Origin of the sequence: Vibrio sp. SCSIO 43136, assembly GCF_023716565.1 — a bacterium.
Classification (GTDB): Bacteria; Pseudomonadota; Gammaproteobacteria; order Enterobacterales; family Vibrionaceae; genus Vibrio.
The window spans coordinates 964,431-991,120 of the sequence record NZ_CP071849.1; the positions used below are offsets into that span (position 1 = coordinate 964,431).

Genomic DNA, 26,690 nt, shown 5'->3' on the forward strand with positions numbered 1-26,690 from the left:
ATAACCATGACGTTTTACCCTACTTTCCAGAGTAGATTCAGCCCATCCACTTATTTTATTTAGGAGTAGATAATGAAAGTAATTCCTTGGGCGGCACTTATGATTTCAGGCCTAGCATTGCCAACACTCGCCAGCGATATGAGTTATTCAGAATCTGCTCAACAGATCCGCCAGACTTACGAAAGCCAACTCTATACTCTTTCAGCTTTTAAAGAGGGCCATTACGGCCTTCGTATGTATCGTCAAACCTTAGATCCAAAATACAAGGCTGCCATTTGGTCTGACCTAGCCCGCGTGGCAAGCACGCTCAATCGTATTTCGAGTGAATTGACCAGTGAAGAGCAAATCAAACAATACTCAATCAAACGTATTTCCGGATACATAGGCAAAGAAGATGAGCGTAGCCTACGTCGGTTCAACGCCACCATTAAAAATCCCGAGTACGTGTTTGCCGGCGTCACATTGTTAGGTTCGATGGCTCGAGCCGATGAATATGGCTTAAAACACCAGAAAGATGATCTGCTAAGAAAGATCATTCGCCAGCACGACTACCTGTCATATGTTACTGATCCTGAAATGATCCGTGCTTGGGCAGCTCAGCTTGCTAATCAAGTTTATTGGCTTCGTCAATTAGGTGAACAAGACGTTGTTGAACCTTTTACTGAGGCGTTCAAAGCAGCCTATCCTGATGAACTCGATCATCAACTGACCCACCAGCAGTTTGGCAACAAGATTTACGGTATGACCCATATCATATTTGCAGATTCTGGCTACTATCGTCATCGAGTAAAAGAACAAAATCACCAATGGATCTATGACTATTTACGAAAGAACATCGATACCATTTTGGCCAATGCGAAAGAGGATGTGATTGCCGAGGTTGGGATCTCTTTTCTCTTGGCTGGCTTAGACAATGACCCAGTAGTTGAGAAGACACGTCAACATATTCAAAATGCCATCAATGAAGAGCACGGAATGGTGCCATCTGTTGTGGGAGATACCGACCTAGAATACGGCGAGCATCGCAATGTCTTAGCCATCATGCTACTAGATTGGCGAGGGCCTAATGATGCGCCAACGGCGACCCAACAACCGAAAATCGTCAGTGATCTCCCTTACGGGCTAGTGGCTAAATAGCAAAGATCTTGCGATTTAAGCTTAATTAGGGAGCAACCTTTAATGGTTAGCAAATAGTAATCGCTGCCGCTGTTCTACAGCAGCTGGTGTATTAAAGTGGGCTAAACTATGACTCTTGAGCCACAGACGAAAATCTCTGTGGCTTATATTCATTTAATCTAAAAAAACTATTCCCCGCCTATAAGCAACTTATCTCATAAACGTCGTGATGAGGCTTGCTGTAACTCAAATCTGATACAAATCTAACTATACTCTTATGGTACTACGTCTAGTTTAGGTGGCCGTATGAAGGCTTGTTTTCTTGTTGCAGTAATGGTTCTGGTTACTGCCTGTACCGATAGCAATGAGCTTGCTAAGCAAAAACTATCCATATCTCTTGGAGCTCAACCCAGCTCTTCGTTGGTTAAGCTTGCTATCGATTCTCGTCAATTTGATAAACACGCCCTCACGGTGGAGCCGGACATTCATATCAGTGGCAAAGTCGCACTCAAAACGGCGATCAAAAACCAAGCTGCCCCGGATGTGTTGTTCGCTTCTAACATTGCGTTTCTCGCTAATCAACACTTACTGCCCGACTATCGTATCGTGGCCACCGTATTTGAATCAGATAACATTAATGCCCTATCCAGTCTCACCTCGTTCAATGATCTTCATGCACTTGAAGGGAAGACGCTGTGTACACAATATTTGTCCGCTTTACATTTTTTCGGTCAGACCTTAGCTCAACGTAATGGAGTCAGAAACCTCGAATTCAAATATTTCAAACTGGGGGATTTAAACAAAAAAATGATTTCAGGCGAGTGTGATTTCATAACCACTCGTCAACCATTCATTGAAGAGCTCTCTGCCTTAACCCAACGCCAACATGGCTTAGCCTTTTATCCAGGTACGTATTTGCAGTACGAGTTAATGTTAGTTCACAACCGAGTGAGCGATGCAATCATCGAACGGTTTATACTGGGACTGCTGGATACTGAAGAGTACTTAATAAAAACCATTTCAGAAGTAGAAAACGAACCTTGTCAATTTGACGATATTTGCATCCTACATAACAAAGAGTTGCTGGCTCACAGTGTATTAGAGGTTTCCCTCTATCAAACACTGATCCCTTTGCTAGATCGCGAACTAGAGTGGCTAAAAAGAAAGGCTGAAGTACAAACGGAGTTGGTTAATACCCACCACCTATTTCGTACGTCTCCTTTGAGTAATGTGGCTCCGCATAGAATGACGGTGATGTCATATGTCGATTAGTATCTCCCGCATACTCTTTCTTTTTTTAATCACTCTGATCATTTCATGTGCTGCCTTTGTAATGGTTGTGAGCGAGCAAGCGCGTGTTACCGTTCATAGCCATCAAATAGACAAGGCAGCGATTGAATTAAGCCACGAAGCTAGCCGTCTTAATTTGGTTATTTCAGACTATAACCAATCGAAATCAGTAGAAGCCTTAACTCGCTGGAAAAGAACCATATTGGCACTTGAACAGCATTATTACTCTCTGACTAATAACATAATGTTGCCTAATCTAACCGATACTCGTCGATTTGAGTTGGATATCCGCAGAATAAATCAACAGTTTGAATTGCTGCAAACCGCCTACAATGATGAAGACAAAAAGTGGGCCACTATCAATCTTACTACCTACACCCAAAACTTAGTCACACACGTCACCTATATCAGTGACCGCTCCAGGGTGATGAGTCTTGAGCGTACCGAGGCTTTAGGTAGAGCCAGCAACTTAATCATTGCTTTTACCCTGGCTGTCAGTCTAATGCTACTAATCTACTTGTACCGAATACTCGTGTTTCCGCTCAAAACGATTGTCAGACAACTCAAAGTTCTCAACTTAGGACGACATGACTGTGAGTTAACCAAGCCAAATGTCGAAGAATGGCATTTGCTTGCTACTGAACTGGATAGATTAAACCATCGGCTTAAAGACACCATGGTAAGTAAAGAACTGCTGCTTGAAGAAGTCGCCATGCGTAAAGAGGCTGAACAAAAGGCAAGAATTCTTGCGCAGAAAGATGCATTGACAGGTCTACCAAATCGTCGCCATTTCCAAGATATGTTGGCAGAAATTCTTGAAAACGGCTCCCAAGCGTTTTATGTGCTGTTTTTTGACCTTGACCATTTTAAGGATGTGAATGACAACTTAGGCCATTCAACAGGCGATTTATTGCTGGTAAGGGTCAGTCAGGCGATGCGCGATCATGTTGGAGAAAAAGATATGATCGCCCGTTTGGGAGGTGATGAGTTTGCGGTGTTGCAGTTCACCAACTCCGACTCACAAGCGCTTAGGTTAGCGCAAGAGATTCAAATGGCGATATGCCAACCGATGGAATACGAAGAAACCCAGTTACGAGTCGGCTGCTCGATTGGTATTGCCCGCTACCCTGACCACGGGAAAAGCTCCAAATCTCTAATTTCAAGCGCAGATACTGCCATGTACTACGCAAAACGAAATCCAGCACTCACCGGGGGTATTACAATATATAGCGACGTCTTGGGGGATTTGAGCAAAAACCACTTCACATTGAGTCATTCTGTTAAAAAAGCAATAGCGGAAGAACAGTTTGATGTCTGGTTCCAACCACAAGTGGATGTGAATAGTGGCAAGGTTCATGGGTTTGAAGCGCTATTACGATGGAAGAAACCCGACGGCACTTACGTAGGGCCGGACAAATTTATTCCACTATTAGAAGAATCTGGCGATATCATCCACGTTGGGAAAATGGTGTTTGATAGAGCCATTGACCTCTATCGGCAACTTAGCTTAAGAGGTCTTAACTACACTGTGTCCGTGAACGTATCAGCAATACAGCTAGAGCGCCCGGATTTCGTTGAGTATCTGTGCGACCGAATATTTAATCAAAACATGGAGCCTGCGAATTTTCCTCTGGAGTTAACAGAAACTGCAATTATTCGAAATGAAGCACAAATTATCGAGCACCTAAAACAACTTAAACGTGAGGGTTTTCAGATCCAGTTAGATGACTTTGGAACGGGCAATGCGTCACTTAATATTCTAAAGAAACTACCGTTTGACGTTTTAAAAATCGATAAATCGTTCACTCAAACAGCAACAAGCGAAGGCGCCGATCAATCGATAATTGAAGCCATTGTCACCATGTCAAAAAGCTTAAATTTTGATGTGGTGATTGAAGGAGTAGAAACCCAAAACCACCATCAGTTGGCTAAGAGTTATGAGATATCCTTTGCCCAAGGCTTCTATTACGCCAGACCAATGCCACAAAAAAAATTGATCAAGTGGCTCAACAATTACCAGCCAAAATCAGATTGGGACCCACTTTCAGGAGCACAATCTATTTAGCCCTGACTTCATCAGCTTGAACTGTTACAGAGCTATTCTCTGCCAACAGCCACAATGACACTACAAAATCATCTGGCAAACTGTTTCTAAATGCTATTTTCTGACTCAATTCGCATTATTTTCATGCAAATTCATACTTGTTTCATTTTAGCCCTATAATTTTTATCGTTGTACACACGCCAGTATTCAACAAACTCATTATAGGGACAAACAATGAAAAAAAGCCCATTGGCAATCGCGCTCCTGTCTGCAGTGGTAGCATCAGGTTGTGCGACACAGTCGTCAGATAACACACCATTTGATCTCACCATTTTGCACGTGAACGATCACCACTCTCACCTTGAACCATCGACGCAAAAACTTAAACTTGCGGGCAAATCAACTTACACAGAAGTGGGTGGGTTCCCGGCGCTAGTATCTGCGATGAATCAACGTGAAGCCGCAAATGAGAACGTGCTTAAACTGCACGCTGGCGATGCGATCTCTGGTACCTTGTACTACGCACTATTTAAAGGTGAAGCAGACGCCGCCATGATGAATCACGGCTGTTTTGATGCATTCGCACTGGGTAACCATGAGTTCGATGATGGTGATGCAGGTCTTGCTCAATTCCTAGATTGGATGAATGAAGGTGAATGTTCGGCAAAAACTGAGGTTCTAGCCGCTAACGTTATCCCAGAGCAAGGTGTATCACCACTTGCGATGAACTCTGCTAACGACTACTTCAAGCCATATACCGTTAAGCAGTATGGCGATCATAAGATTGGTATTATTGGTATCGACATCGCTGATAAAACCATGAACTCATCGAACCCAGACAAAACGACGCAGTTCTTGAACGAAGTAGAAACAGCACAGAAATACATTGACGAGTTGAAAGCGCAAGATATTTCTAAAATCGTACTGTTAACTCACTATCAGTATTCTAATGACTTGCAACTTGCAGAAGCGCTGACGGATGTAGATGTAATCATCGGTGGTGATTCGCATACCCTTCTAGGTGATTTTGAAGCAGTTGGTCTAAAAGCTGACGGTCCATACCCAACGATGAGAACCAATAAAGATGGCGATCAAGTGTGTGTGGCACAAGCATGGCAATATTCACAAATCCTTGGCGAGCTTTCGGTTTCCTTCGACGCTGACGGCAAAGTAGCATCATGTAGTGGTACTCCACACCTACTCATTGGTTCAGAGTTCAAACGTAAAGATGAAAACGGCAAGAAACAACGCCTAGAAGGTGAAGAGCTCGCAGCTGTGCTGGCAGATGTGAATGCACAACCAAACCTTGTGCAGGTAGCACCAGATGCTGCAACTCAAAAAACACTGTCTGCATTTGCTCAAAAGCTTGATGTAATGAAAGGCCAAGAGATTGCACAATCTTCAGAACTGCTATGTTATGAGCGTGTTCCGGGCCAGCAAAAACACAATGGTGCTGACGGATGTGATACCCACACCAACCTACACGGCTCTCAAGTAGGTGATTTGGTCGCTCAAGCTTTCCTTGCTCAAACCAAGCGTGCGGACGTTGCGATCCAAAATGGTGGTGGTGCACGTGCTAACATCACCCAAGGCAAATTCACCGTTGCTGATGCAACCAAAGTACTGCCATTTAGCAATACCATGGTGAACCTAACCATGACTGGAGCTGAAGTGAAGCAGGTACTAAATGAAGCCGTAGACAAAGCTTACGCTGAGTATGTCGATAAAAGCGCTAAAGGCTCTGATGGTGCCTACCCTTACGCTGCAGGTATTCGCTACGATGTAGACTTCAACCGCCCTGCGGGCCAGCGTGTCCACAACGTAGAAGTGAAAGCGAAAGGTGATGTTTCATGGTCAGCACTGAGTGATGATCGCGTACTTACCGTTGTGACTAATGACTACATTGCCGGTGGTAAAGATGGTTACACAACCTTTGGCAAGATCTCTGCTGACGAGTCTAAGTACGAAAACACCTTGAAGCTATACACTGAAACCTTCATCGACTACGTAGCCGATCTGACCAAGCGTGGCGAGAAGATTGAGCCAGTAGCCCAAGAAGACCGCAGTACACAGACTTTTACGCCAAAAGCAAAATAAGCAATTGATGTAATAGTCTTATTAGCAAAATGGCCAAGGATTTCTCCTTGGCCATTTTTTTGTCTATTAGGGCGTGTTGACCTAGTTATATCAGGTGCGGTAAAGAACCTTAACCACATGCCACCCGAATTTGGTTTTCACCAAATGAGGGACCAGTGTTTCACCTTGAAAACAAACCTTATCGAATTGCGGCACCATCTGACCTTTGCGAAACTCTCCTAAATCACCACCTTTTTTACCTGATGGGCAGGTCGAGTATTTTTTGGCTAGAGTTTGAAACTTTGCGCCTTTTTTGAGCTGTTTAATAATGTCTTCAGCTTGCTCTTTATGCTTCACCAAAATATGAAGCGCTGCTGCCGTTCTCGCCATGTTTAGCCTCGATTAACAATATTTTTGCGCAGTCTACCAAAACCACCATCATTTTCCATATTGATTCGCAATCTTACCGGTAACCAATGCGCTGTTTAGAAAAGCTTTCTCTAATAGAAGTTTGATCTGTCGCCATCCAAATTCGTGGCTTACACTATACAATGATGTGAAATCTTTATGTCGAGACTATCTATGAAAAGCAAAGCGAATCAATCGCAAGGCATGTTGATGTTTAAGCTCACGCTTAAACAAAGTTTTGCTATCGGCACTTTAAAGGTGCGCGAAATCGTGCCCTATGCCCGTACTACACAGATTCCTTATTCTCACCCCCATGTTATTGGCACAGTGCCGATCCGTGAGATCACTGTCCCTGTGATTGATATGGCGGCGGCAATTGGGTTTAGACCTATTGCGCCTGAGGAGTATGAAAACAGCTACCTTATTGTGACTGACTGCCTGCGCACTGTGGTTGCATTTATGGTACGCGACATAGAAAAGATTATTGAGTGTGACTGGCGTTCTATCGAGTCGACGCCCGATACGGCTGGACACCACGTATTTGTTACGGGCATAACCCGCCACGAAGATCGCATTGTACAATTGCTAGACGTAGAGCTTCTGCTATCCAAAATCTACCCAGAAGAAGCTTCAGCGCAAATCCCTATTTTGACCGATGTGGAACGTGAACGCCTCAAACCATTGAGTATCCTGCTAGTGGACGATTCGTTAATCGCACGCAAACAACTTTCGGATGCGCTTGATAGCATTAACATCCCCTATCAGGTGTGCAAAAACGGCCAAGATGCTCTTGAGCTGATGCGTTCTGATGCTGAAAACCATAAGCCGATCGATATTTTAGTCAGTGATATTGAGATGCCTGGACTCGATGGTTACGAGCTAGCATTTGAAGTACAGAATGATTCTAGCCTCAATCGTTCGTACCGCATTTTACATACGTCACTTTCAAGTGAGATTTGTATTGATCGAGCCCATCAAGTTGGTGCTCACGAAGCGCTGACCAAATTTAATGCCACTGAGCTGGTCAATGCGATGCTTAGAGGGGCAAAAATGCTTGAAGAGCAGACAGAGGCATTGTAGCCAAACCTGTTACTGCTAAATAAAAAAGAGCCGCTATTGCGGCTCTTTGATTTTAAACCAACCTTGTTAGCTGACTTTTTTATGCCCTTCTTGAAGGTGCACAAAGTCAACAAGGTCGTCACCAGATACTTGATAAGCCTGACCAAACCCTTTAACAAATAAACCTTTAGAAGGCTTAAGTTGAAACATTTTAAAGTCTTCAAGCTGACTAAGACCATCAATGATCTCACCAAAGCGATCTTTCATTTGAGCGACAACACCCACCCACAATTCAGTGTTACGCTCAACCATGGTAGCCGTTGTATCGAAAGTTAAGCGCTTACGAGCAAATAGTTGCTTTGATTCCCCTTCATCTTCAATCATCATAATTGAAACTTCAGGATTTGCTTGTAGATTGCGAGCGTGACGTGCAATTTCAGAGATAAGTACAAAGTACCCATTCTCGTTTTGCACGAAAGGTGCATAGCTTACGTTTGGGCGACCATCTGCATCTGTTGTAGCGAGTTGCAGTGTCTTGCACTCTGAACGAAATTCTTTAATTTCTGGACCAAGACGACCTTGTAGGCGCTCTTGTTTGACACTCTGATCCATGACTTTTTCTCCTGACTTTACTTATTTTTTTATTATTTACTTATGTTATTTGCTAAAGCTCTGCTTTAGTTGTTTAAACTTCTCAACCTGCTCTGGGATGAGGTTACGTTTTTTATCTCGACCGAGGTAGATCTTAAACATGCAGTCACCAGACTCAGTGTGGAAAGAAAAGTTATGGCTCTCTTTACCCATGAAATCTTTACTGATCAGAGCGATATTGGTAACAAGCTCCAGTCGCAAATGACCATGAAGCTCGCCCTCTTTACCCATTAAGTTGTAATAGCCACGAGCGAGTTTACCTTTAGGAAACGGTGCTTTTACTTCAAAAATCGAACCGTGAGAATTGATAATTGTGGTTACGTTTCCCCAGTCGACTAGGCCTTCGAGTAGCGACTGTGCGTGCTCACCTGAAACTACAGTCACTATTTCTGTTGGCATCGCTTCCAAAACTTGCCACTCAGTGACTCCAAGTTCGAGTGCTATGGTGCCAGGCAGTGACCCAGGTTCACGTTCTAATACTTCTTGTACTTTAGATTGTAAATTTTCCATTCTTTTCTCTACAGCATAGTTTTATGAGCGTTAAAAATTAGGGCTAAACGCCACTTTTCTTGCCGTATGATATGCGCCTCAAAACTTTGTTGCAAATGATAATTGATATTATTCGTGTTTTGGATTTAAAATACAGCCCAACATCCGATATAACACTTAATGGAGTAAGCTGTGGACACGCCACGTTATGTCATTGCCGGAGGGTTATCCCTCGTTATTCATGTCATTGCCCTATTGAGTGTGCCTGAGCACAAAGCCGTTGCCATGCCTGCTGGCAGCAACACATCGATTGTCTCTATTAACCTTGTAGCGAGTCCGCAACCTAAAACGTCTCAATCTGCAAGTGCACCTGAACCTGCACCGACTAAAGACAGTACTCCTGAACCGGTTGAACAAGTTGCTGATACACCTCCTAAAGTAGCGACTCCAGAGCCGCAGCAAGAGCGTGTTGAAAAACAAAGCACCCCGGTAAAGAAAAAGGCAGTCACCCCAGAGAAAAAAGTCGTGGCGCAAAAACCAAAGCCTGCCCCACGAAAAGTGACCAAGAAAAAAACGAATGAAGAACCCAAGCCTACAACTAAAAAGCAAGCTAAACCCAAGCCAGAGCCGAAGAAATTAGAGAAACCAAAATCTGTGGCAAAAAAAGATGACACTAATGTTCCCAAAACTGAGGAAACGCCAGTTACTCATGCCCAGTCGGGAGCAAATGCCAAAAATCCAGTGGTCGAAAACCCTGAATTTAAAACTCGTCCGGTACAACCCAACTACCCTCGCCTAGCACGCAAACGTGGCATTGAAGGTGTGGCAACTTATGAAATCTGGCTGGACGAAGATGGTAGACAGATCAAGCAAGTATTAATGGATTCATCGGGTACAAAAATGCTCGATAAAGCCGCATTAAAAGCCATCAAGCAATGGCAATTTTCACCACATCAAATTAATGGGATTTCAGTAGCACACCGTGTGCTTATCCCAGTTCGTTTCTCCTTGGATTAAATATGACTTCGCTAGTACAACTGGAACAACAATTAGGCTTAATGACATGGCCGCTACTTATTTGCTCTGCCCTCACCGTGGCAATTATCGTCGAACGCTTGATTCAAGTGTTACTCAGTTCGGGGGTTGGACGTCGCTCAATACGTTCCCAATTGGCCCAATTGAGCCCAGACCAAGATGCAGAACTCGACAACCTTGCGTCTGATCTTGCAACAAAACGTCCATTGCTGTGTAAAGGTGTGGCAATGCTAATTTCTCATCGTCACTTTGCCAAAAACTTACGTGAAGATGCTGCGGGGATATGGCTTGAGGAGAAACGTCATCAATTAAATTCAGGACTCAAACTCCTAGGGTTGATAGGTGTGATTAGCCCTTTGATCGGCCTACTTGGCACTGTGATAGGCTTAATCGAGATGTTTAAAGGTGTCGCTGCATCCACAGGAAACATCACTCCAAATGACCTTGCTGATGGCCTCGGTCTTGCGATGCGCACAACCGCAGCAGGATTGATGATCGCTTTACCTGCTATTGCCGCAGCACAACTGCTTGGTTTGTGGGCAGAGAAAATCATGGCAAAACTCGAACATACTTTAAACATTGTCGACCTTTGGTTGGAAGGTGTCACCGTTGAAGTCGCTCCGCACAAAAAAAGCGCTAAAGCCCCGAGTTCTATCACTAAACCGGAGCAAGCCGCATGATACGCACTGTTCGCCACCAGCAGCAAACATCTGTTTTGCCCGACTTAACGCCGCTTCTAGATATTATTTTCATTGTCATGGTGTTTTTGCTGCTTACGGCATCTATCAAATTGGAGTCATTAGAAGTGTCACTTCCAACGGCTGACAGTTCGACCTCAGAGATTACTGAGAAGAAAACACTAACCATCAATATATTGCACCAATCGCCTCACTGGGCGATTAACACCAACCAGTACATTGACTGGGACAACTTCGAAATTGCCCTGCTCGAACAGGTCAAACAGCAACCGGAAGCGACAGTGATTATTGCAGCAGACAAGCAAGCTGAAATACAACACATGGTTAAGCTGCTTGCTTTCCTACAAGAAAACAATATCAACGCGACTCAACTGCTCACAGATAATAATTAAAGGACGATAATAATGATCTCTCCATTCTCTAAGTTTCCTAAGCTCTGCCTTGTGGCGATTGCGCTATTCTCAAGCTCTAGTTATGCCGAGCAACGCATTATTAGCGCCGGTTCTGCTGTGACCGAAATCATCGAAGAATTAGGGGCTAGCGACAAACTTGTTGCGATTGATGTAACGAGTGCACAGCCAGAAGGTAAGGAGTTACCAGTGGTTGGCTACCATCGCCAACTGTCCGCAGAAGGCTTGCTGGCATTAACCCCATCACATCTCATCGGCTCTGACGCCATGGGGCCTGCAACGACTCTGACGGTACTCAAAAATAGTGGTGTAGAAGTTGACCAAGTCAACAGCGATAGTAGCGTCCAAGGTTTGTATCAAAGAATTGATGAACTCAGTGAATTGACTGGGACTCAGTCTAACGCCCAAGCACTAAAGGCAAAAGTGACTCAGCAAGTGGATGATCTTAACGCCAACCAACCTAAAGGCACACCACTAAAAGCACTGTTCTTGATCATTCATGAGGGTCGTCCGTCGAATGTTGCAGGTGACAAAACCACACCGAATGCGCTTATCGAACTTGCAGGCGCTGTTAACCCAGCCAAAGCAAAGCTAGAGTCCTATAAGCCCTTATCCAATGAGTCTCTGATTGAAATGCAACCAGACGTTATTTTAGTCAGTGGCCGCAGTACCTTAGATAACTTAAGCACTTTGTTAGACACCCTTCCAGTTTTGGCAGCAACACCTGCAGGCAAGAACAAGCGCTTTATTTCTATCGACGGCAAAGCGCTAGTAGGGGGGCTTGGCTTAAAGACCCTAAGCGAAGCACAGCGCTTGAACAAACTTCTTTACCCAAATTAATGGTGCGTCATGTTACTTCGTAAGCAACCTTTACACTTAACTATGACTGGCATTGGATCGCTTCTGATCCTTGCTTGTGGCTATTCGATAGCTGTAGGTCCGATGGACATAAGTGTCGCAGACAGTTTTAAGAGCCTGCTACCTAATCTATTTTCTTTGCCAGATCATGTCCAATTAGTGATCATGAATATCCGCTTGCCTAGAACCGTCCTTTGCGCACTCGTTGGTGCTATCCTTGCGCTATGTGGAGCAACGATGCAAGGGCTGTTCAGAAACCCGTTGGCAGAGCCAGGCATTATTGGTGTTTCTGCTGGCGCATCACTAGGCGCTGCGGCGGCAATGGTGTTGTTTGCTAGCATCAACATTACCAACCCTATCCTACTCAATTTGTTCGCAGTTCCTGTATTTGCGTTCGTTGGTGGTACCGTCACAACGCTTATTGTCTATCGACTCGGAACCAGTAAGTTTGGTACTTCGGTCACCGTGATGCTACTTGCAGGTGTTGCTATCAGTGCGTTATCAGGCGCAGCGATTGGCTATTTCAACTACATTGCCGATGATCAAATGCTGCGAGACCTCACCTTATGGGGCATGGGCTCGATGGCTGGTGCAACTTGGTCAGGCATTGCTCTTGCTGCAATCACTCTGGCAGGACTATTCTGGTTGTTTGTTAAAAAGGCTATGGCACTTAACGCCCTTCTGCTTGGAGAAGCAGAAGCTCGTCACATGGGCATTGAAGTCCAAAGTCTTAAGCGTCGCTTGATACTGACCACTGCTGCGGGTGTTGGGATCACTGTATCTCTTGTGGGACCGATTGGCTTCATTGGTTTGGTCGTTCCGCATATTACACGCATGCTGACAGGCCCTGATCACTGTAAACTCATCCCTGTTTGTGCGATATTAGGGGCATTACTACTCACGCTTGCCGATATGGTTGCTCGAGTCGCTGTAGCACCCGCAGAACTGCCAGTAGGCATTGTTACCGCACTGTTTGGTGCACCTTTCTTCCTCTATTTGCTTTTCCAACAAAAAGGACAAACTTTGTAATGAACGCTTCGCTATCAGTATCTGGCTTAAGCGTCTCGTTTGGCCACAAGACGATTCTTGATAATATCAGTGTCGATTTCAAACCTGGGCAGGTCACCACACTACTTGGTCCCAACGGTGCGGGTAAGAGTACGTTGCTCAAAATTCTTGCCGGTGAAAGTGGAGACCAATATGAGGTATTCTGCTTTGGTAAAGTGAACAAAGAGTGGGATAAACGTCTACTCGCACAACAAGTTGCTATGCTTCCACAGCACAGTGGACTCACTTTTCCATTTCTCGCCCATGAGGTGGTTGAAATGGGTGGCATCCCGCTGGATTGTAGTCAAATGGAAATTCAGTCAATAGCCCAAGAGCAAATGAACAAACTGGAGATTAACGCCCTATCTCAGCGCCTGTACCCTTCGCTCTCCGGCGGTGAAAAACAGCGAGTTCACTTTGCTCGTGTATTAACTCAATTGGCCCAAAGTTCTGAGCCAATCTTGATGTTAGATGAACCAACTTCAGCACTGGACCCAGCGCACCAGCACACCTGCTTAAAACATGCGAGAGAACTTGCGGATCTAGGTGCGACAGTGATTGTCGTTTTACATGATCTCAACCTTGCAGCGCAATATTCCGATAGGCTGCTCATGCTCCACGAAGGAAAACTGGTTGCCGACGGCACACCGTGGGAGGTCCTGACCCAAGGTAATATAGAGAGTACCTATCACTACCGTGCCCTTATTACCCCTCATCCAACCTATGGTTTCCCTACAGTCATGACTGCATAACTATGATTGCTTAGCTGATCAGATACAGCCCTTGATCTAAAAAGCCAGCTTTCGCTGGCTTTTATCATTTAAGCATTATCTAGTGCCTTAGCTTGCCATGTGAACAATGCTTCGTCCGAATAGTGCATCGAGATCATTTTTCGCATCACTGCCAAACTGGTTTTCAACTAAGCCGTAAATGCGGTCAAGTCCCGCTTTAGCAAATGGGTGAGTATTTTCCGAACTGACAGTGTGGTGGAAAATCAGCTTTAGTATGGCGGTAAACTCACGGCTTTCTAACGCATTAATCCAGCTTTGCCTAAACCCTGCGACATCGCTAGAAAGGTTGAGATGAGATAAGAACATCTGATAAATACGACTATCTAGTGACGCCGTAAAATCGGTCTTCTTAGGAAAGTGGTGACTAATACCGGTACGGGAGATACCTGTCTGTTGGCTCAGCGTGGTATACGACATCTTGTCGTACCCCAAATGGATTAGTTGGTCGACCACAGCATCCATAATGGTTTGGATGGTGATCTCCGTGTCTTCTTTACTACGCTTAGGCATGGTGTGGCTCTTCTCTATCTATCCAAGCTTGAAACAACTCTATATCTCAAGCAAAACTTGGGGTGATTAACCGACAAAAATCGAGTTTTGCACTCCCAAAAAACTCAATAGGCCAACTCAAACCCCTCGGTTTAAACTGGCCTATCAGCTTCTAATAAAAGTATTAATTAACAATCGAAAGTTAAAAAACCGTGCAGAGTAATATTCTACTCAACCGATTAAATATAGTTATTGTGAATAATTTCGATTTAACGCATCTTCTTATAAAATAAAACTAGGTACAAGGCGAACTATCACTTATTTGTGTAAATTTATGTTGGAATAGACATTACGTGATTGCGATCACGACCAAGAATGATTCTGTGTACTAGTTCTTGCCAAAACGGGATTCACAATAACTATTGAGCTGAAAGCCCTTTCTTATACCGCATATAAAGTGGGCGTTTGTTCACACTTTTTCTAGCGTAATCATTCACACCCGAGTAAGATATCTTACAAAGAAAGTAAGAGGTAAGCTCATGTCTAACGAAAACCAAAAATACGAAGATGTAGAAGTATGCGAAGCATGTGGTAGTGCAGGTGAAATCGGCTTCATGATCAAAGAAGGCGATGATGTTGCAGAAGTCACCATCTATGGTGAATCAAAGCAATTGTTAGAAGCAGAATTTGAAAAGTACGCTGCGCTTGCGAAAGAAGTTTCTGCAGAAGTAGAGCAAGATGTTGCTGAACTGGCTGACGATGCCAAAGCGCTAGTCGCTCGCTTTAAGTTTACTTGCAGCGCTGAAAAACTGATTTTCGAACTAAAGTCGCGCTCACTACGCCGCTAAGTTCACAAAACACCAAACTTAAGCCTCTGAATTACTCAGAGGCTTTTTTTGTCACTTCATACCACTTCAATGCGCCATTGGTTTCAAAGTTCTTGGCTGCTGCACAAACAAGATAAATCTCTCCCACTTGAATGTATGCTCCTTCTGAATATGCTTGGTCTTGGTAATAGCAAATTCTTGAGGCGGTTTTGCCATCCACGACCACTACAGGTTTACTTGGCGTCGATATGGTTTTAGCTAGTGTAGGCATCGCTATCCCTCCAGCCAAAAAAGTAACGAGGAGTATTCTGTTCATCATTCTGACTTCATTTCAATTGTAAGTTACTATATAGACAGTAGTTCATTGGTTTGGGTTCGGTATGAAAATTAAATTGCTATTAATGTCATTAGTATTGGGCAGCGTCGCTAATGCCGTAGAGCTTGACCAATATAAACTGCTTAACCACTTGGACTCCTATGGCAACGTACATCTTCGCCAAACCCATTACACTGCGCTACCCGAGGGGTTTACTGTCAAAGGTAATCTCAACATCGCCAAAACCAAGATTGAAAAGCTGCCTAAAGGATTGGATGTTCAAGGCAGTTTAGATGCAAGTAACAGCGCAGTCTCGTTTGTTGCGAGAGGAACAAAAATTAAAGGCTACGCCAATTTTCTCGGCGCACAGATAAAGAGCTGGAACCCAACAGTCAAAGTGGGCGGATACTTAAACTTCACTGATAACCCTTTGGAAAGCCTGCCTGCCGGGCTAGTAGTCGAAGGTGATTTAAGTGTGATTAGAACTCCGCTCACCGAACTCCCTTCCCCACTAACTGTAAAAGGGAACCTCTACCTTGGGGGCTCTCAAATCACTGCACTTCCAGAGCAACTAACTGTCGAAGGTAATATCTATCTTGGCGGTAACATCATTACCTCATGGCCTCAAGATTTAACTTTGGGCGGCGCTGTCGCACGTTAGCCTAAGGTCATGTGCTAAAGTCTTACCTAAGTCATTTAGATTTGGTAGACCTTATGTGCGGCCGACTCAACATTACTCAAGATCCACTTAGCCAGTTTCTTACCGACCATCTGGGCATAACAAACTACCACACGTTCCACCAAGGGGAAGTTTACCCAACCGACGCAGTGTCAGTTATCACCCATGAAAATCTCCAGCTAAGAGTGGTATCCCAACCATGGGGATTTCAACCAACGTGGGCAAAAAAGCCAATTATTAATGCGAGAAGTGAAACGGCAAGAGAGAAATCTATGTTTAAAAAAACATTAAATGAAGGCCGGATTTTGGTTCCCTGCAACGGATGGTATGAATGGGTAGAAGATAGCCATGGCAACAAAATCAAAACTCTATTTCAATCACATCAACCTATGTTATTAGCGGGCTTATCTCTTGAACGAGGCTTTGTGATCCTAACCACTGCGCCTTCAAACTACTATGTTCAATACCACGATCGAATGCCTGTGGTTATTTCCGAAGACAAAGTTGCCCATTGGTTTAATGAGCCATTCAATGTAGGTGAGTCAACACCAGAGCTTCAAACACATTACCTAGATGACATGCCACAACAGATTAATCTGTTTTAAACTCAAGCAACCACTTTTAGTTTGGGCCATAAACCCCGCCAGTTCTTTTTTGCCAGTCGTTGGTCAAATACCGCTCTCTGTCGCTTTGGGTTGGGGGTAAGTTCAAGTGCAAGCAAGCTTTCAAAACCAAATGCGGATACGAACTCTAATTGACCGTCAAAGTTTAAACGTACTGCGACAGCTGTTTCCTTTTCTGGCCAAAAAGAGAGCGCATCTACGAGACCCTGATAAGGTCTATCTTGATTCCTGTGATGCAGATATGCTTGGTTTTTTACCTGCCAGCGATACTCACCACGTCTAGACGTCAAAGCACACTGCAGGTGTTTGTTTTTGTCTTCAGCCAAATCTGGTGCGTAAAAAACCACATCGAGATCATTTAGGGGAGTGGGCGATGGATAGCCATGTAGCTTATCCCAGACCAAATTGCGTACAAAGCCTGCGCCAATATAGGTTGGCGGCAGAGAGAACTCTCTTTCTAATGATTGCACCTGTATTAGGGCATCCATTCGAAACGCATCTGCCCTCACCCACTTATCTAGGTCGCTAATCGTCGCTAGCGGTGTGGCATTAAGCATTAGGGTTCGAGATCGACATCGTCACTAATGAGTTATCTGGATACAGTCTTAAATCATTACGACGTGTCATCCCGAGTTTTTCAAGAAGTGATACAGATGGCGAATTAGCCGGCACCGCAACACCAAAGATCTCCGCACAGCCCTCTCGCTCAAAAGTAAACTCAATTGCTGCTCTCGCAGCCTCCAACGCATACCCTTGACCTTGAAACTCTGGCAACAATGCATAGCGAATATCTAATAGATTGCTATCATCGATTTCTTCTACGCCAGCGTAGCCGAGTTTTACCGACGGTGCTGTCTTGTCTACGACAACAAAAGTACCAAAGCCTCTAAGCCAGTGTTCCTGTTTCTGCTCAAGGTATTGCTCAATATAGTCATCATCGTAAGGTTGGCCGCCCGGTAGGTATTTGGTCGTTTCTGGGCAGCGAAACAACTTTTGGAAAAGCTCGAGATCCTTGGGTTCTACAGGCGTGAGCTGCAACCGCTTTGTTTCAATCATCTTAATCTCCTTACCGCGATGAAAACTCAATATAAACCATCACGGATTTTTTCGGTGTAAAAGACTACAGAATTTGCTGCGTCTCACATTACCCTAATGACTCGGTAGATTGGCGTTGTTCTAGCGATTGCAGAAACTGTTTCGCCTCGCTTGGTGAACGTAACTGGATGAACTCAATGTGCGCATACTGGGGATCGGACATCACTTCTAAATAGCGAACACGATTGCTTGCATAGGTTTTAATTGTCCACAGCAATATTGAGTCTCGACTCAAAAAGGTTTTGCCAAAAGACTCTTTGTTGCCAGTATCTGGCCATATTTCTTGCTGCGAGGCAATGCGCTTTATCGCTCTTGTTACCGCATGATACAAGGTTCGAGGCTTGGAATAGTCAATCCAAATAACAGTATCGACATTTTTCCACTTCACTGGGCGAGTGCGATTATAGTTGCCATCCAATACCCAAGTTTCACTGCAAGTTGCTTGCTCGATCTTTGAAAAGAAAGCTTCATCATCTGACCCGACCCAGTTGGGCTGCCAAAACAGCTCATCCATTTCCCAATAAGGGTAGTTAAGCTTTTGCGCAATTTGACGGCCAAAAGTTGATTTACCACTTCCACTTGTTCCGACAATATTGATGCGTTTCATAAGGAAATCGACTCTTGCTAATAGCGTTGAAAAGGTGCAAGTAATATAACAGCAATCGATTGCGAAAAATCAAACATTTACCACAATAATATTGGTAGCTTGTAGACTGAAAAAGCACTAGAGTGCGTGCATATTTCATGACGATTTGAGAACTCTACGATGCGCATTTTCGCTTGCTTGCTGGCACTATTTTCGATGGCAACATTTGCCGAGGACCAAACAGAAACTGCTTTAGTCAATTTTAATGTAACCTTGGAACTCGACGGTATTGAACGAGCTATTGGCCAAACGAGTCAATCACTTGATGCTGTTGCCGATGGCTTAAAATCGGTTGGTGAAAATGCCCATCTAACTACTGAGCAGCAAAAATTGCTCGAAGATACCGTGCAAAATATCAACCAGTTAGTAAGGGTTTCTCAAGACTCAATGCAAGCACTTCCGCAAACCATTGAACAGTCGGCGCAGACAATCAACCAAACTAGCCAAGACTTTTTAGAATCTTTAGAGTTGAAGATCATTATCATCATGGTCGCAGCGCTGCTCGTTATCTTGATGGCTATCGTCGGTATTTACTGGTTGGTATTACGCCCTATGCAAAACGGTATTGTCAACGTAACGGGCAACCTGTCATCAATGGCTAATGCAATCAAGACGACTTCACAATCCCTTGAAAAATGCGCTGAAAATCAACAACTCATTCAGCGCCAGTTAGACAAGCAAATATAAAAAAAACGCCCTCGCTGTACGAGGGCGTTTTTTAATCGACCATTAATGGCGGCGCTGGAACTTCTAGGTAAACTGAGATCACTCGATAGAGTTCTCCCTCTTCGACCGTGATCTTACCATCTGATTCTACGGCCTTTAGGCAAGCTGCTAAAAAGCGCTTTTTCTCTTTTGGTTTGAGTTGTGCGAGTAAATCCAATCCCACTCGTGTTAACTGCCAGTTCGAATTAGCCGCTTCTAACAACTGTGGCATCCAACCTAGTTCTTTCAAAGATAAATCAAATGCCGCTTTTGCATGCTGTTCATCACTATGCGTCACCCAAGCAAGCTCTCGCAGCACCCACAACGCACTCTCTTCACAATCTGCTAGCGTCTTGAATTGCTTGGTAGCGCTTAAGTGGGGATCTAACAATTTCTCGGTCAAACTAACCACCGCCCATTCACTCAAGGTATAACGGTTATCCATTTTAGCCAGTTCTATGAGTACATCTATCAAGCGCTGTACTTGTGACTGACCTAAGCTTTTCAGTGCAGGTATCGCTAGTTCAAGCAGTGGCAATCTTAGATGTGGTGCCAACTCGTGATCTAACCAAGGTAAATACGTCGCTTGCATTCCCATAGGAATATGATTGTTGATAGCGATTCTTTGTTCTTTGGTGCCATCAAACATGAGCAGCAGTGGTATAAAACGTGCGCTATATGGCTCTCTGGCAAATTCCTGAAGCTGCTTCGGGATCTGGCTTATGATCCCGTGTCCAACCTCTGCGGTTTCTGCCGCTGTCATAGCTAGCTCAGCGGTTGTGTTATTCACACCACTTGTTGACGTTTGGCCTGATGAAAACTGAGATATGCCATCAAGAGCATCCGAAGCTCCATCCTTCACGGGCAGAAATTCTCCATCCCATCCCGGTTCGATACGTCTGATGCGCTCATCTAATGGAGGATGAGTAGCAAACCAACCACCAAACGACGAAAGCTTACTAGCACCAAACATCATGTGGCTAGCTTCGCTCGCAGCTTTGGACTCTAGACTTGATTGACCAGTATGTGCACCAATTTTTTTGAGAGCGCCTGCAATACCTTGATCGTTTCGGGTAAATTGAACGGCGCTTGCGTCGGCCAAAAACTCTCTTTGACGTGAAATCGCAGCCTTAATGAGTGAACCAAACACAGTACCAAGCCAACCCAGTACGATACACGCGATGGAAAATGCCAGGATAGCTGCTGCACCTTTATTCGAGTCTGAATTGGAACGGCTCACTGTACGACCTAGCGAATAACTGCTGTGATCTAAAATAACGTAACCAAAATGTGCAATGCACGTCAGTCCGTATAAACCACCAATCAATCGTGTATTTAGTCGCATGTCACCATTAAGAATATGGCTAAATTCATGGGCGATAACACCTTGCAATTCGTCTCTATTAAAAGCGTCAAGGGCCCCTTGGGTGACACCTATCACCGCATCATCAGCACTCATGCCTGCGGCAAAAGCATTGATGCCCTTTTCGTGACTAAGCAAGTAGACTGGTGGTACTGGCATCCCAGAAGCAATTGACATTTCTTCAACAACATTGAGCAAACGTCTGTGTTTACTGTCTTGAGTATTGGTAGAAATTAGTCGACCACCTAACTTTTCCGCCACCGACTTACCACCATTGTTGGCCAGATCAATTAAACGAAAACCAGAGGCGACGCCCACCAGCAAAGTCACACCAACAAACGAATATGCGCCATAGCGGATCAGTTGTTCAGGTTGAATAGGCTGGGTATTTGTCGAAAGGTGTATTGCGACTGTGATAAAGGCAATCAGTCCGGTGATACACAAGATGGCGAGAACAAACAGCCCCACCAGTATCCCCGTTCTTTGTTTAGCACTGTCCTGATGTTGATAAAAATCCATTAGAAGCTCACTTTAGGCGCTTGCTGGATCTCCTCGCTGTCGGCAAATTCTAGCAACTTGCCATCTTGAAAATTGAACATATTTGCCACGAATACCGGCGGCACTGTCTGCTTGTAAGTATTGTAGCTAGTCACCGAGTCATTAAATGCTTGCCTAGCAAATGCCACCTTGTTTTCTGTGCTGGTGAGCTCTTCTTGAAGTTGTGTCATGGTGTCATTGGCTTTAAGCTCCGGGTAGGCTTCAACAACTACGTTAAGTTTACCAAGTGCATTTTGTAGCATGCCTTCCGCTTGGCTTAATTGGGCAATTGCAGATTCATTGTCTGGTGCATCGCTTGCAGCTTTCAAACCCGTCATCGCTTGGTTACGCGCTTGGATCACTCGCTCAAACGTTTCTTGCTCGTGCGCCATATAACCTTTGGCAGTTTCAACCAAATTTGGGATCAAGTCATAGCGGCGTTTTAGCTGCACCTCAATCTGAGCAAAGCTGTTTTTGAAACGATTTCTAAACGTCACAAGCTTGTTGTATACCGACGCACCATAAATAATCACGGCAAGAATAATTAAAAGCAAAACCAAAGACGTAGACATAGCAATATCCTATAAATGTTGTTTCACTTGTTATATAACTTACTGAACAAAAAGGCAATAATCACCCGAGACAAGGAGGTTTAAGTGCGTTATCACTCGTTAATTACTTCCCTGAGGTACTTTTCTATATCCGGCCAGCCGTGGGTGTAACGCCAAGTTTCCTCCCAATACTGACAGACCGATTTATAGTCTTGGTCGAATTTCTTAACCAGAGCTTCTTCGTCTAAATCGTAGCGATCATATGCCAAGATCTCTCGCAAGATCTCTTTCGCTCCCTGCTCTGCACCTTCTTTGTCTTCAACATTTAACACCCAATTCCCCACTTGAGAAAACAGCCCTCTAATTTCCTGCATTGGTGCTGATTTGGGCGGAGTGAAGTAGTCATCTGGTGGTCCATAAGGGTTGTCAGCCATTTTTATCTCTCGTTCACAAGTGTTCATATCAAACAAATGTAGCATCAATTTGGTCTATTACATGCTTACACTCGGCATAAAAAAACCTCCGATTGAATCGGAGGTTTTTGCTTTACTCTAAGACAATGGTTTATTCATCATCTAGTGGCTGTAGCTTAGTGCTGCCACCGTGGAATTTCTCGCGTTTCTTCTGAACCATCGCGTAGAAGCTTGGAATCAAGAAAGTACCTGCGAGCAATACGCACAATAGGCCGCCCGTCAGTGAGATACCCAAAGAGTTCTGACTGATGTAACCTGCGCCAGAGGCAAAGATCAGCGGCATGATACCTAGGATAAACGACCATGACGTCATGTTGACCGCACGGAAACGAAGTTCACCACCTCGAACCGCCGCCTTATCGATAGGCTGTTCATTTTCTTCGCGCTCATTCTTAGCAAACTCAACAATCAAGATGGCATTCTTCGCCGCCATTGCTATCAAGAGAACCAAACCGATCTGAGCGTACAAGTTAAGTGGGATGCCCGTCAGATTCAACGCAAGGAATGAGCCTAGTGTTGCCACTGGTACAACCAAGATGATCGCCAACGGAATCGTCCAACTCTCATACTGTGCAACCATAAACAAGTAGATGAAGATTAGCGCCAGTGCGAACGCATAAATTGCTTGGCTACCCGCTTGGATCTCTTGGTAAGCCATGCCCGTCCACTCGTACTGATAGCCGTGAGGCAGAACTTCTGCGGCGACTCGTTCCATCGCTGCAATTGCATCACCACTTGAGTAGCCCGGAGCAGGTTCACCTTGGATCACTGCTGAGCGGTACATGTTGTAACGCCACGCAACATCTGGCTCAAACACTTGCTCGTAAGACACCAAGGTGCTTAATGGGATCATATCCCCAGCGGCAGAACGAACGTGGAATTTACCCAAGTCATCCATACCCGCACGATACTCAGCATCGGCTTGCATCGTTACACGGTAACTCTTACCAAACATAGTGAAATCATTCACATACATCGAGCCCAAGTTGCCTTGTAAAGTTTGGAAGATTGAAGATAAGGAAATACCAAGTTGCTTCGCTTTCTCACGGTCAATATCCACGTAGTAGTGCGGAACATTGGCGCGGAATGTACTGAAGGTATATTGGATCTCTGGCTGTTCATTCGCTTTTTGAATCAGATCGCCCATCACGATAGCTAAATCACTACGGCTACGACCTAACGCATCTTCTAGAACAAATTCAAAGCCCGACGCTGCACCCATTCCTGGTACCGCTGGTGCGCCCATTGCAAATACAATAGCTTCAGGAACCGTTGCGGCTGCGCCACCGTTGACACGGCGAGTAATAGCAAACGAAGAATGATCGCCTTCTAATTTGCCACGCTCTTCCCAACTTTTCAGCTTAACGAACATGGATGCACCGTTAGAGGCCGACGCACCAGTCATAAACGCATAGCCCGTTGCAACCGTTACGCCTTCAACACCTGGCTCAGCTTCAATAATAGCTTTAACCTTGTCTGCGACCGCTTCAGTACGTGATAGAGACGCTGCATCTGGAAGTTGAATGTTGACCAGCATGATGCCTTTATCTTCTTGCGGTACAAACGCTGTCGAAGTGGTTTTCGCCAAGAAGCTTACCGCACCCAACGCTACAGCGAACAACGCTACAACAACCAAGGTTTTACGTACTAGGAAGCCAGCAACTTGACCATATTTCGCTGTGACTTTTTCAAGCCCACGGTTAAATGCATCAAACCACTTCGCTGTATTACCACCACCCTGTTTAAGCACTAGAGAACATACCGCTGGCGACAGGGTTAGTGCATTAATCGATGAGATAACTACCGCAATACAAATGGTCAATGCGAACTGACGGTACATGATACCGGTAATGCCCGGAAGCATCGCTACTGGGATGAACACCGCTAACAATACTAAGGTCGATGTAACGATCGGCCCAGTTACCTCTTTCATCGCACGTAAAGTTGCCTGTCTTGGCGTGATCGTTGGATCTTTCTTCATGATGGTATCTACGTTCTCGATAACAAGAATCGCATCATCCACCACAATACCGATTGCTAGGATCAAACCAAACAAGGTAACCGTGTTAATGGTAAAGCCCGTGATCAACATGAAGGCAAAGGTACCAATCAAAGAAACTGGTATTGCAAACACTGGGATAAGCGTTGCACGAGCACTACCCAAGAACAGATAAGTTACCGCAATTACGAGCAAAATCGCTTCAATCAGAGTTTTTACTACGCCTTTAATCGACTCAGATACGAATAAGGTAGTGTCGTAACTGGTCTCATAAGTCATACCTTCAGGGAAAGTCTGGCTTAGCTGTTCAAGACGGTTCATCACCAACTCACCACTTTCTAGTGCATTAGCGTCACTTTGAAGCGAAAGAATCACAACGGATGCGTCTTGACCACGGAAGTAACCCGCACCATCGTAGAACTTTTTACCCAGTTCAACACGAGCTACGTCTTTAAGATAGACAGCCGAACCATCATTATTTGCGCGCAACATGACGTTTTCGAACTCTTCTACCGATTCGAGACGCCCCTTGGTCACTAGGTTAAATTGTACCTCTTGCGGGTTAGCATACGGTGCGGCACCAATTTTACCAGCCGCAACTTGAACGTTCTGCTCAGCTAGCGCTGCATACACATCGCTAGTGGTTAGTTTCAAGTTGGCAAGCTTTTCAGGGTCTAGCCAAACACGCATAGCGAACTCACCGCCACCAAGCACGTTGACGTTACTGATGCCTTTAACACGAGCAAGCTGATCTTTAATGTTGAGGTTTACATAGTTGATCAAGAACTTGTCGTCATACTTACCGTCTGGAGAGTAAAAGTTCAGTACCATCAAAAGGTCAGGCGAGCTTTTGCTTACCGTCACACCGACCTGTCTTACTTCCTCTGGAAGTTTTGACTCGATCTGCGCCACTCGGTTTTGAACGTTTACCTGCGCCATATCTGGGTCTGTACCCACGTCGAAGGTAACATTCAATGAGTAAGAACCATCGTTGGCACTCTTAGAAGACATGTAAATCATATCTTCTACACCGTTAACCGACGTTTCTATCGGGTCGGCGATTGCCTCTTCTACAACTTCAGCACTTGCACCTGTGTAAAACGCCGTAACGTTCACTGATGGCGGACTGATCTTTGGATATTCTGCCACTGGCAATACCATCAAAGCGATAGCACCGGCCAAAGACAAAATAATTGATATCACCAACGCAAACTTCGGGCGCTGGATAAAAAAGCGACTTAACATAGATAGCGCCCCTTACTTGTTTTCATCGCTAGCAATGGTGACAGGAACACCGTTACGAATACGCTGCAAACCTTCAATAACCACTTTCTCATTGGCGGTTAGACCTTGAGTAATGATAGTGCCACCTTCGACTTGCTGACCAAGATTCACATTGCGGCGCTCAACGACACTGCCATCCGTCACCACCATTACGAAATCCCCTTCAAGGTCGGTTTGAACTGCACGACGTGGGATCACGACGACATCAGTCGGTGCCTTTTCTTGAATAGAAATGTTCGCATGCTGACCCGGCAGCAAGGTATGCTCTGGATTTGGGATACTTGCACGCAACGAGATCGTACCTGTAGTCACATCAATTCGGTTACCGATAAAGTCTAGATGCCCTTTGTATGGGAATTCTTTGTCATCTTCAGTCAAGATAACCACTTCGACTAGATCAGCCCCTTCTCCAGCACCGTCAACTCTGTCCATGCCAAACTGTAAACGCTCACGTTCACTGACACTAAATGCTGCGTGAATAGGGTCGAGGCTCACAATCGATGTCAGCTCACCAATCGATGGAGATAACAGATCACCAAGGCTAACGTTGCTGCTGCTGATGCGACCAGTGAATGGGGCCAAAATGGTGGTGTGAGAAAGGTTAACTTCAGCTAGGTTGAGTTGCGCTTTGCCTGCTTCAACCTGTGCTTCCGCACTCAATAATGCCGCAGTGAGGGCGTCAAACTCAGATTGAGAAATGTTGCCTTTAGGCAGCAAGTTTTTGCCGCGTTTAAAATCCATTTGCGCCTTTTTAAGGCTAGCTTCCGCTTGAGCTACTGCAGCTTTCGCTGTTGCCACTTCAGCTTCAAAAGGAGCAGATTCAATTTGGTATAGGGGATCACCCTTCTCTACCATCTGCCCTTCGTCGAACATTCTATCCGTCAGGTAACCGGTAACCTGAGCGGTAATGCTCACATCATTAACCGCTTGAATACGGCCGATAAAGCTTTTGTTTTGTTGATACTCTGCTGTTTGAGATGAAACCACTTTAACCAGTGGAGCGGCACCTTGTCCTTGTTTCTGATTGTTTGCGTCTCCGCACCCGACCAAAATCAACGAACTTGCGATTGCGATACTTAAGAGTGTTTTTTTCATTATCTGAACCAACGTAGGAAAAAGTTGCGTGAGCAA

28 protein-coding genes are annotated in these 26,690 nt (G+C 44.8%); 15 read left to right on the forward strand and 13 right to left on the reverse strand.

All coding sequences use genetic code 11. From position 1 onward, the window contains the following. The first annotated feature begins 72 nt into the window (after window positions 1-72). The 4 genes from J4N39_RS19210 (at window position 73) to nadN (ending at window position 6,547) form a co-directional block, all read left to right on the forward strand. Window positions 73-1,137, forward strand: a complete 1,065-nt coding sequence (locus J4N39_RS19210; RefSeq protein ID WP_503063985.1) for a DUF3541 domain-containing protein — start codon at window positions 73-75, stop codon at window positions 1,135-1,137. Between the two features lie 285 nt (window positions 1,138-1,422). Next, window positions 1,423-2,388, forward strand: coding sequence for a substrate-binding domain-containing protein (locus J4N39_RS19215; RefSeq protein WP_252023920.1), 966 nt, complete (start codon window positions 1,423-1,425; stop codon window positions 2,386-2,388). A 67-nt stretch (window positions 2,389-2,455) separates the two neighbouring features. Beyond that, entirely contained in the window at window positions 2,456-4,471 is a 2,016-nt protein-coding gene (locus tag J4N39_RS19220; protein ID WP_252023922.1) for a putative bifunctional diguanylate cyclase/phosphodiesterase, read from the forward strand. A gap of 213 nt (window positions 4,472-4,684) precedes the next feature. Further along, window positions 4,685-6,547: an NAD nucleotidase gene (nadN, locus tag J4N39_RS19225; protein ID WP_252023924.1), complete on the forward strand. Its 1,863-nt coding sequence runs from the start codon at window positions 4,685-4,687 to the stop codon at window positions 6,545-6,547. A 90-nt stretch (window positions 6,548-6,637) separates the two neighbouring features. Here nadN and ppiC read toward each other — a convergent pair whose 3' ends face one another. Beyond that, window positions 6,638-6,916: a peptidylprolyl isomerase PpiC gene (gene ppiC / locus J4N39_RS19230; protein ID WP_252023926.1), complete on the reverse strand. Its 279-nt coding sequence runs from the start codon at window positions 6,914-6,916 to the stop codon at window positions 6,638-6,640. Window positions 6,917-7,108: 192 nt separating this feature from the next. Here ppiC and J4N39_RS19235 point away from each other — a divergent pair, with 192 nt between their 5' ends. Continuing rightward, entirely contained in the window at window positions 7,109-8,014 is a 906-nt protein-coding gene (locus J4N39_RS19235; RefSeq protein ID WP_503064167.1) for a chemotaxis protein, read from the forward strand. Window positions 8,015-8,080: 66 nt separating this feature from the next. Here the strand turns inward: J4N39_RS19235 and hutZ are convergent, their stop codons facing one another. Together hutZ and hutX are read right to left on the reverse strand one after the other, a co-directional pair. Next, the gene (gene hutZ / locus J4N39_RS19240; RefSeq protein ID WP_252023930.1) at window positions 8,081-8,605 is read right to left on the reverse strand and encodes a heme utilization protein HutZ; all 525 of its coding nucleotides are present in this window, start codon (window positions 8,603-8,605) and stop codon (window positions 8,081-8,083) included. A 45-nt stretch (window positions 8,606-8,650) separates the two neighbouring features. Then, window positions 8,651-9,154 (reverse strand): heme utilization cystosolic carrier protein HutX, encoded by a 504-nt coding sequence (gene hutX, locus J4N39_RS19245; protein WP_252023932.1) that lies wholly within the window; start codon window positions 9,152-9,154, stop codon window positions 8,651-8,653. 171 nt (window positions 9,155-9,325) lie between these two features. Between hutX and J4N39_RS19250 the strand changes: the two genes are divergently transcribed. From J4N39_RS19250 to J4N39_RS19275, 6 genes are read left to right on the forward strand one after another with little or no spacing between them, the layout of a single operon-like run. Beyond that, window positions 9,326-10,150 (forward strand): energy transducer TonB, encoded by an 825-nt coding sequence (locus J4N39_RS19250; RefSeq protein WP_252023935.1) that lies wholly within the window; start codon window positions 9,326-9,328, stop codon window positions 10,148-10,150. A 2-nt stretch (window positions 10,151-10,152) separates the two neighbouring features. Next, complete coding sequence (locus tag J4N39_RS19255; RefSeq protein ID WP_252023937.1) at window positions 10,153-10,848, forward strand: MotA/TolQ/ExbB proton channel family protein; 696 nt, start codon at window positions 10,153-10,155, stop codon at window positions 10,846-10,848. Next, window positions 10,845-11,258, forward strand: a complete 414-nt coding sequence (locus tag J4N39_RS19260; protein ID WP_252023939.1) for an ExbD/TolR family protein — start codon at window positions 10,845-10,847, stop codon at window positions 11,256-11,258. Before J4N39_RS19255 ends, J4N39_RS19260 begins: the two co-directional genes overlap by 4 nt. A 12-nt stretch (window positions 11,259-11,270) precedes the next feature. Continuing rightward, window positions 11,271-12,116 (forward strand): heme/hemin ABC transporter substrate-binding protein, encoded by an 846-nt coding sequence (locus tag J4N39_RS19265; protein ID WP_252023941.1) that lies wholly within the window; start codon window positions 11,271-11,273, stop codon window positions 12,114-12,116. A 9-nt stretch (window positions 12,117-12,125) separates the two neighbouring features. Further along, window positions 12,126-13,163 carry a FecCD family ABC transporter permease gene (locus J4N39_RS19270; protein ID WP_252023943.1) on the forward strand — a complete coding sequence of 346 codons (1,038 nt, stop codon included), beginning with the start codon at window positions 12,126-12,128 and terminating at the stop codon, window positions 13,161-13,163. Beyond that, window positions 13,163-13,933, forward strand: coding sequence for a heme ABC transporter ATP-binding protein (locus J4N39_RS19275; protein ID WP_252023945.1), 771 nt, complete (start codon window positions 13,163-13,165; stop codon window positions 13,931-13,933). The genes J4N39_RS19270 and J4N39_RS19275 overlap by 1 nt, the downstream gene beginning before the upstream one ends. Before the next feature lie 87 nt (window positions 13,934-14,020). Here J4N39_RS19275 and J4N39_RS19280 read toward each other — a convergent pair whose 3' ends face one another. Next, on the reverse strand, window positions 14,021-14,482 hold the full coding sequence (locus J4N39_RS19280) for a TetR/AcrR family transcriptional regulator (protein ID WP_252023947.1): 462 nt from the start codon (window positions 14,480-14,482) through the stop codon (window positions 14,021-14,023). A 518-nt stretch (window positions 14,483-15,000) separates the two neighbouring features. Between J4N39_RS19280 and J4N39_RS19285 the strand changes: the two genes are divergently transcribed. Further along, window positions 15,001-15,309, forward strand: a complete 309-nt coding sequence (locus tag J4N39_RS19285; protein ID WP_252023949.1) for a YfcZ/YiiS family protein — start codon at window positions 15,001-15,003, stop codon at window positions 15,307-15,309. Window positions 15,310-15,340: 31 nt separating this feature from the next. Here J4N39_RS19285 and J4N39_RS19290 read toward each other — a convergent pair whose 3' ends face one another. After that, window positions 15,341-15,559, reverse strand: coding sequence for a DUF1496 domain-containing protein (locus tag J4N39_RS19290; protein WP_252023951.1), 219 nt, complete (start codon window positions 15,557-15,559; stop codon window positions 15,341-15,343). Window positions 15,560-15,668: 109 nt separating this feature from the next. On the opposite strand from J4N39_RS19290, the gene J4N39_RS19295 reads away from it, so the two are divergent. Then, window positions 15,669-16,265 carry a hypothetical protein gene (locus tag J4N39_RS19295; RefSeq protein ID WP_252023953.1) on the forward strand — a complete coding sequence of 199 codons (597 nt, stop codon included), beginning with the start codon at window positions 15,669-15,671 and terminating at the stop codon, window positions 16,263-16,265. Window positions 16,266-16,318: 53 nt separating this feature from the next. Next, on the forward strand, window positions 16,319-16,888 hold the full coding sequence (locus tag J4N39_RS19300; protein WP_252023955.1) for an SOS response-associated peptidase: 570 nt from the start codon (window positions 16,319-16,321) through the stop codon (window positions 16,886-16,888). Window positions 16,889-16,890: 2 nt separating this feature from the next. On the opposite strand, the gene J4N39_RS19305 is transcribed toward J4N39_RS19300, so the two are convergent. The 3 genes from J4N39_RS19305 to J4N39_RS19315 all read right to left on the reverse strand — a co-directional run bounded on the left by J4N39_RS19305 (window position 16,891) and on the right by J4N39_RS19315 (window position 18,608). Next, entirely contained in the window at window positions 16,891-17,463 is a 573-nt protein-coding gene (locus tag J4N39_RS19305; RefSeq protein ID WP_252023957.1) for a nucleotidyltransferase family protein, read from the reverse strand. Beyond that, on the reverse strand, window positions 17,456-17,962 hold the full coding sequence (locus J4N39_RS19310) for a GNAT family N-acetyltransferase (protein ID WP_252023959.1): 507 nt from the start codon (window positions 17,960-17,962) through the stop codon (window positions 17,456-17,458). Before J4N39_RS19310 ends, J4N39_RS19305 begins: the two co-directional genes overlap by 8 nt. 88 nt (window positions 17,963-18,050) lie before the next feature. Then, window positions 18,051-18,608, reverse strand: coding sequence for a shikimate kinase (locus J4N39_RS19315; protein ID WP_252023962.1), 558 nt, complete (start codon window positions 18,606-18,608; stop codon window positions 18,051-18,053). 159 nt (window positions 18,609-18,767) lie between these two features. On the opposite strand from J4N39_RS19315, the gene J4N39_RS19320 reads away from it, so the two are divergent. Next, window positions 18,768-19,334, forward strand: coding sequence for a hypothetical protein (locus J4N39_RS19320; protein WP_252023964.1), 567 nt, complete (start codon window positions 18,768-18,770; stop codon window positions 19,332-19,334). Between the two features lie 31 nt (window positions 19,335-19,365). Here J4N39_RS19320 and J4N39_RS19325 read toward each other — a convergent pair whose 3' ends face one another. From J4N39_RS19325 to J4N39_RS19345, 5 genes are all read right to left on the reverse strand, one after another. Beyond that, complete coding sequence (locus J4N39_RS19325) at window positions 19,366-21,234, reverse strand: M48 family metallopeptidase (protein WP_252023966.1); 1,869 nt, start codon at window positions 21,232-21,234, stop codon at window positions 19,366-19,368. Then, complete coding sequence (locus tag J4N39_RS19330; protein WP_252023968.1) at window positions 21,234-21,824, reverse strand: LemA family protein; 591 nt, start codon at window positions 21,822-21,824, stop codon at window positions 21,234-21,236. Before J4N39_RS19330 ends, J4N39_RS19325 begins: the two co-directional genes overlap by 1 nt. A 92-nt stretch (window positions 21,825-21,916) precedes the next feature. Next, complete coding sequence (locus J4N39_RS19335; protein ID WP_252023970.1) at window positions 21,917-22,237, reverse strand: hypothetical protein; 321 nt, start codon at window positions 22,235-22,237, stop codon at window positions 21,917-21,919. 130 nt (window positions 22,238-22,367) lie between these two features. Next, window positions 22,368-25,520, reverse strand: coding sequence for an efflux RND transporter permease subunit (locus J4N39_RS19340; protein WP_252023972.1), 3,153 nt, complete (start codon window positions 25,518-25,520; stop codon window positions 22,368-22,370). A 12-nt stretch (window positions 25,521-25,532) separates the two neighbouring features. Then, complete coding sequence (locus J4N39_RS19345; protein ID WP_252023974.1) at window positions 25,533-26,654, reverse strand: efflux RND transporter periplasmic adaptor subunit; 1,122 nt, start codon at window positions 26,652-26,654, stop codon at window positions 25,533-25,535. Window positions 26,655-26,690 lie beyond the last annotated feature (36 nt).

What these genes read in the sequence shown, in the direction of transcription:
- J4N39_RS19210 (WP_503063985.1), top strand. Translation starts at nt 73, where the DNA reads ATGAAAGTAATTCCTTGGGCGGCACTTATGATTTCAGGCCTAGCATTG.
- J4N39_RS19215 (WP_252023920.1), top strand. Translation starts at nt 1,423, where the DNA reads ATGAAGGCTTGTTTTCTTGTTGCAGTAATGGTTCTGGTTACTGCCTGT.
- nadN (WP_252023924.1), top strand. Translation starts at nt 4,685, where the DNA reads ATGAAAAAAAGCCCATTGGCAATCGCGCTCCTGTCTGCAGTGGTAGCA.
- ppiC (WP_252023926.1), bottom strand. Translation starts at nt 6,916, where the DNA reads ATGGCGAGAACGGCAGCAGCGCTTCATATTTTGGTGAAGCATAAAGAG.
- J4N39_RS19235 (WP_503064167.1), top strand. Translation starts at nt 7,109, where the DNA reads ATGAAAAGCAAAGCGAATCAATCGCAAGGCATGTTGATGTTTAAGCTC.
- hutZ (WP_252023930.1), bottom strand. Translation starts at nt 8,605, where the DNA reads ATGGATCAGAGTGTCAAACAAGAGCGCCTACAAGGTCGTCTTGGTCCA.
- hutX (WP_252023932.1), bottom strand. Translation starts at nt 9,154, where the DNA reads ATGGAAAATTTACAATCTAAAGTACAAGAAGTATTAGAACGTGAACCT.
- J4N39_RS19255 (WP_252023937.1), top strand. Translation starts at nt 10,153, where the DNA reads ATGACTTCGCTAGTACAACTGGAACAACAATTAGGCTTAATGACATGG.
- J4N39_RS19260 (WP_252023939.1), top strand. Translation starts at nt 10,845, where the DNA reads ATGATACGCACTGTTCGCCACCAGCAGCAAACATCTGTTTTGCCCGAC.
- J4N39_RS19265 (WP_252023941.1), top strand. Translation starts at nt 11,271, where the DNA reads ATGATCTCTCCATTCTCTAAGTTTCCTAAGCTCTGCCTTGTGGCGATT.
- J4N39_RS19270 (WP_252023943.1), top strand. Translation starts at nt 12,126, where the DNA reads ATGTTACTTCGTAAGCAACCTTTACACTTAACTATGACTGGCATTGGA.
- J4N39_RS19275 (WP_252023945.1), top strand. Translation starts at nt 13,163, where the DNA reads ATGAACGCTTCGCTATCAGTATCTGGCTTAAGCGTCTCGTTTGGCCAC.
- J4N39_RS19280 (WP_252023947.1), bottom strand. Translation starts at nt 14,482, where the DNA reads ATGCCTAAGCGTAGTAAAGAAGACACGGAGATCACCATCCAAACCATT.
- J4N39_RS19285 (WP_252023949.1), top strand. Translation starts at nt 15,001, where the DNA reads ATGTCTAACGAAAACCAAAAATACGAAGATGTAGAAGTATGCGAAGCA.
- J4N39_RS19290 (WP_252023951.1), bottom strand. Translation starts at nt 15,559, where the DNA reads ATGCCTACACTAGCTAAAACCATATCGACGCCAAGTAAACCTGTAGTG.
- J4N39_RS19295 (WP_252023953.1), top strand. Translation starts at nt 15,669, where the DNA reads ATGAAAATTAAATTGCTATTAATGTCATTAGTATTGGGCAGCGTCGCT.
- J4N39_RS19300 (WP_252023955.1), top strand. Translation starts at nt 16,319, where the DNA reads ATGTGCGGCCGACTCAACATTACTCAAGATCCACTTAGCCAGTTTCTT.
- J4N39_RS19305 (WP_252023957.1), bottom strand. Translation starts at nt 17,463, where the DNA reads ATGCTTAATGCCACACCGCTAGCGACGATTAGCGACCTAGATAAGTGG.
- J4N39_RS19310 (WP_252023959.1), bottom strand. Translation starts at nt 17,962, where the DNA reads ATGATTGAAACAAAGCGGTTGCAGCTCACGCCTGTAGAACCCAAGGAT.
- J4N39_RS19315 (WP_252023962.1), bottom strand. Translation starts at nt 18,608, where the DNA reads ATGAAACGCATCAATATTGTCGGAACAAGTGGAAGTGGTAAATCAACT.
- J4N39_RS19320 (WP_252023964.1), top strand. Translation starts at nt 18,768, where the DNA reads ATGCGCATTTTCGCTTGCTTGCTGGCACTATTTTCGATGGCAACATTT.
- J4N39_RS19325 (WP_252023966.1), bottom strand. Translation starts at nt 21,234, where the DNA reads ATGGATTTTTATCAACATCAGGACAGTGCTAAACAAAGAACGGGGATA.
- J4N39_RS19330 (WP_252023968.1), bottom strand. Translation starts at nt 21,824, where the DNA reads ATGTCTACGTCTTTGGTTTTGCTTTTAATTATTCTTGCCGTGATTATT.
- J4N39_RS19335 (WP_252023970.1), bottom strand. Translation starts at nt 22,237, where the DNA reads ATGGCTGACAACCCTTATGGACCACCAGATGACTACTTCACTCCGCCC.
- J4N39_RS19340 (WP_252023972.1), bottom strand. Translation starts at nt 25,520, where the DNA reads ATGTTAAGTCGCTTTTTTATCCAGCGCCCGAAGTTTGCGTTGGTGATA.
- J4N39_RS19345 (WP_252023974.1), bottom strand. Translation starts at nt 26,654, where the DNA reads ATGAAAAAAACACTCTTAAGTATCGCAATCGCAAGTTCGTTGATTTTG.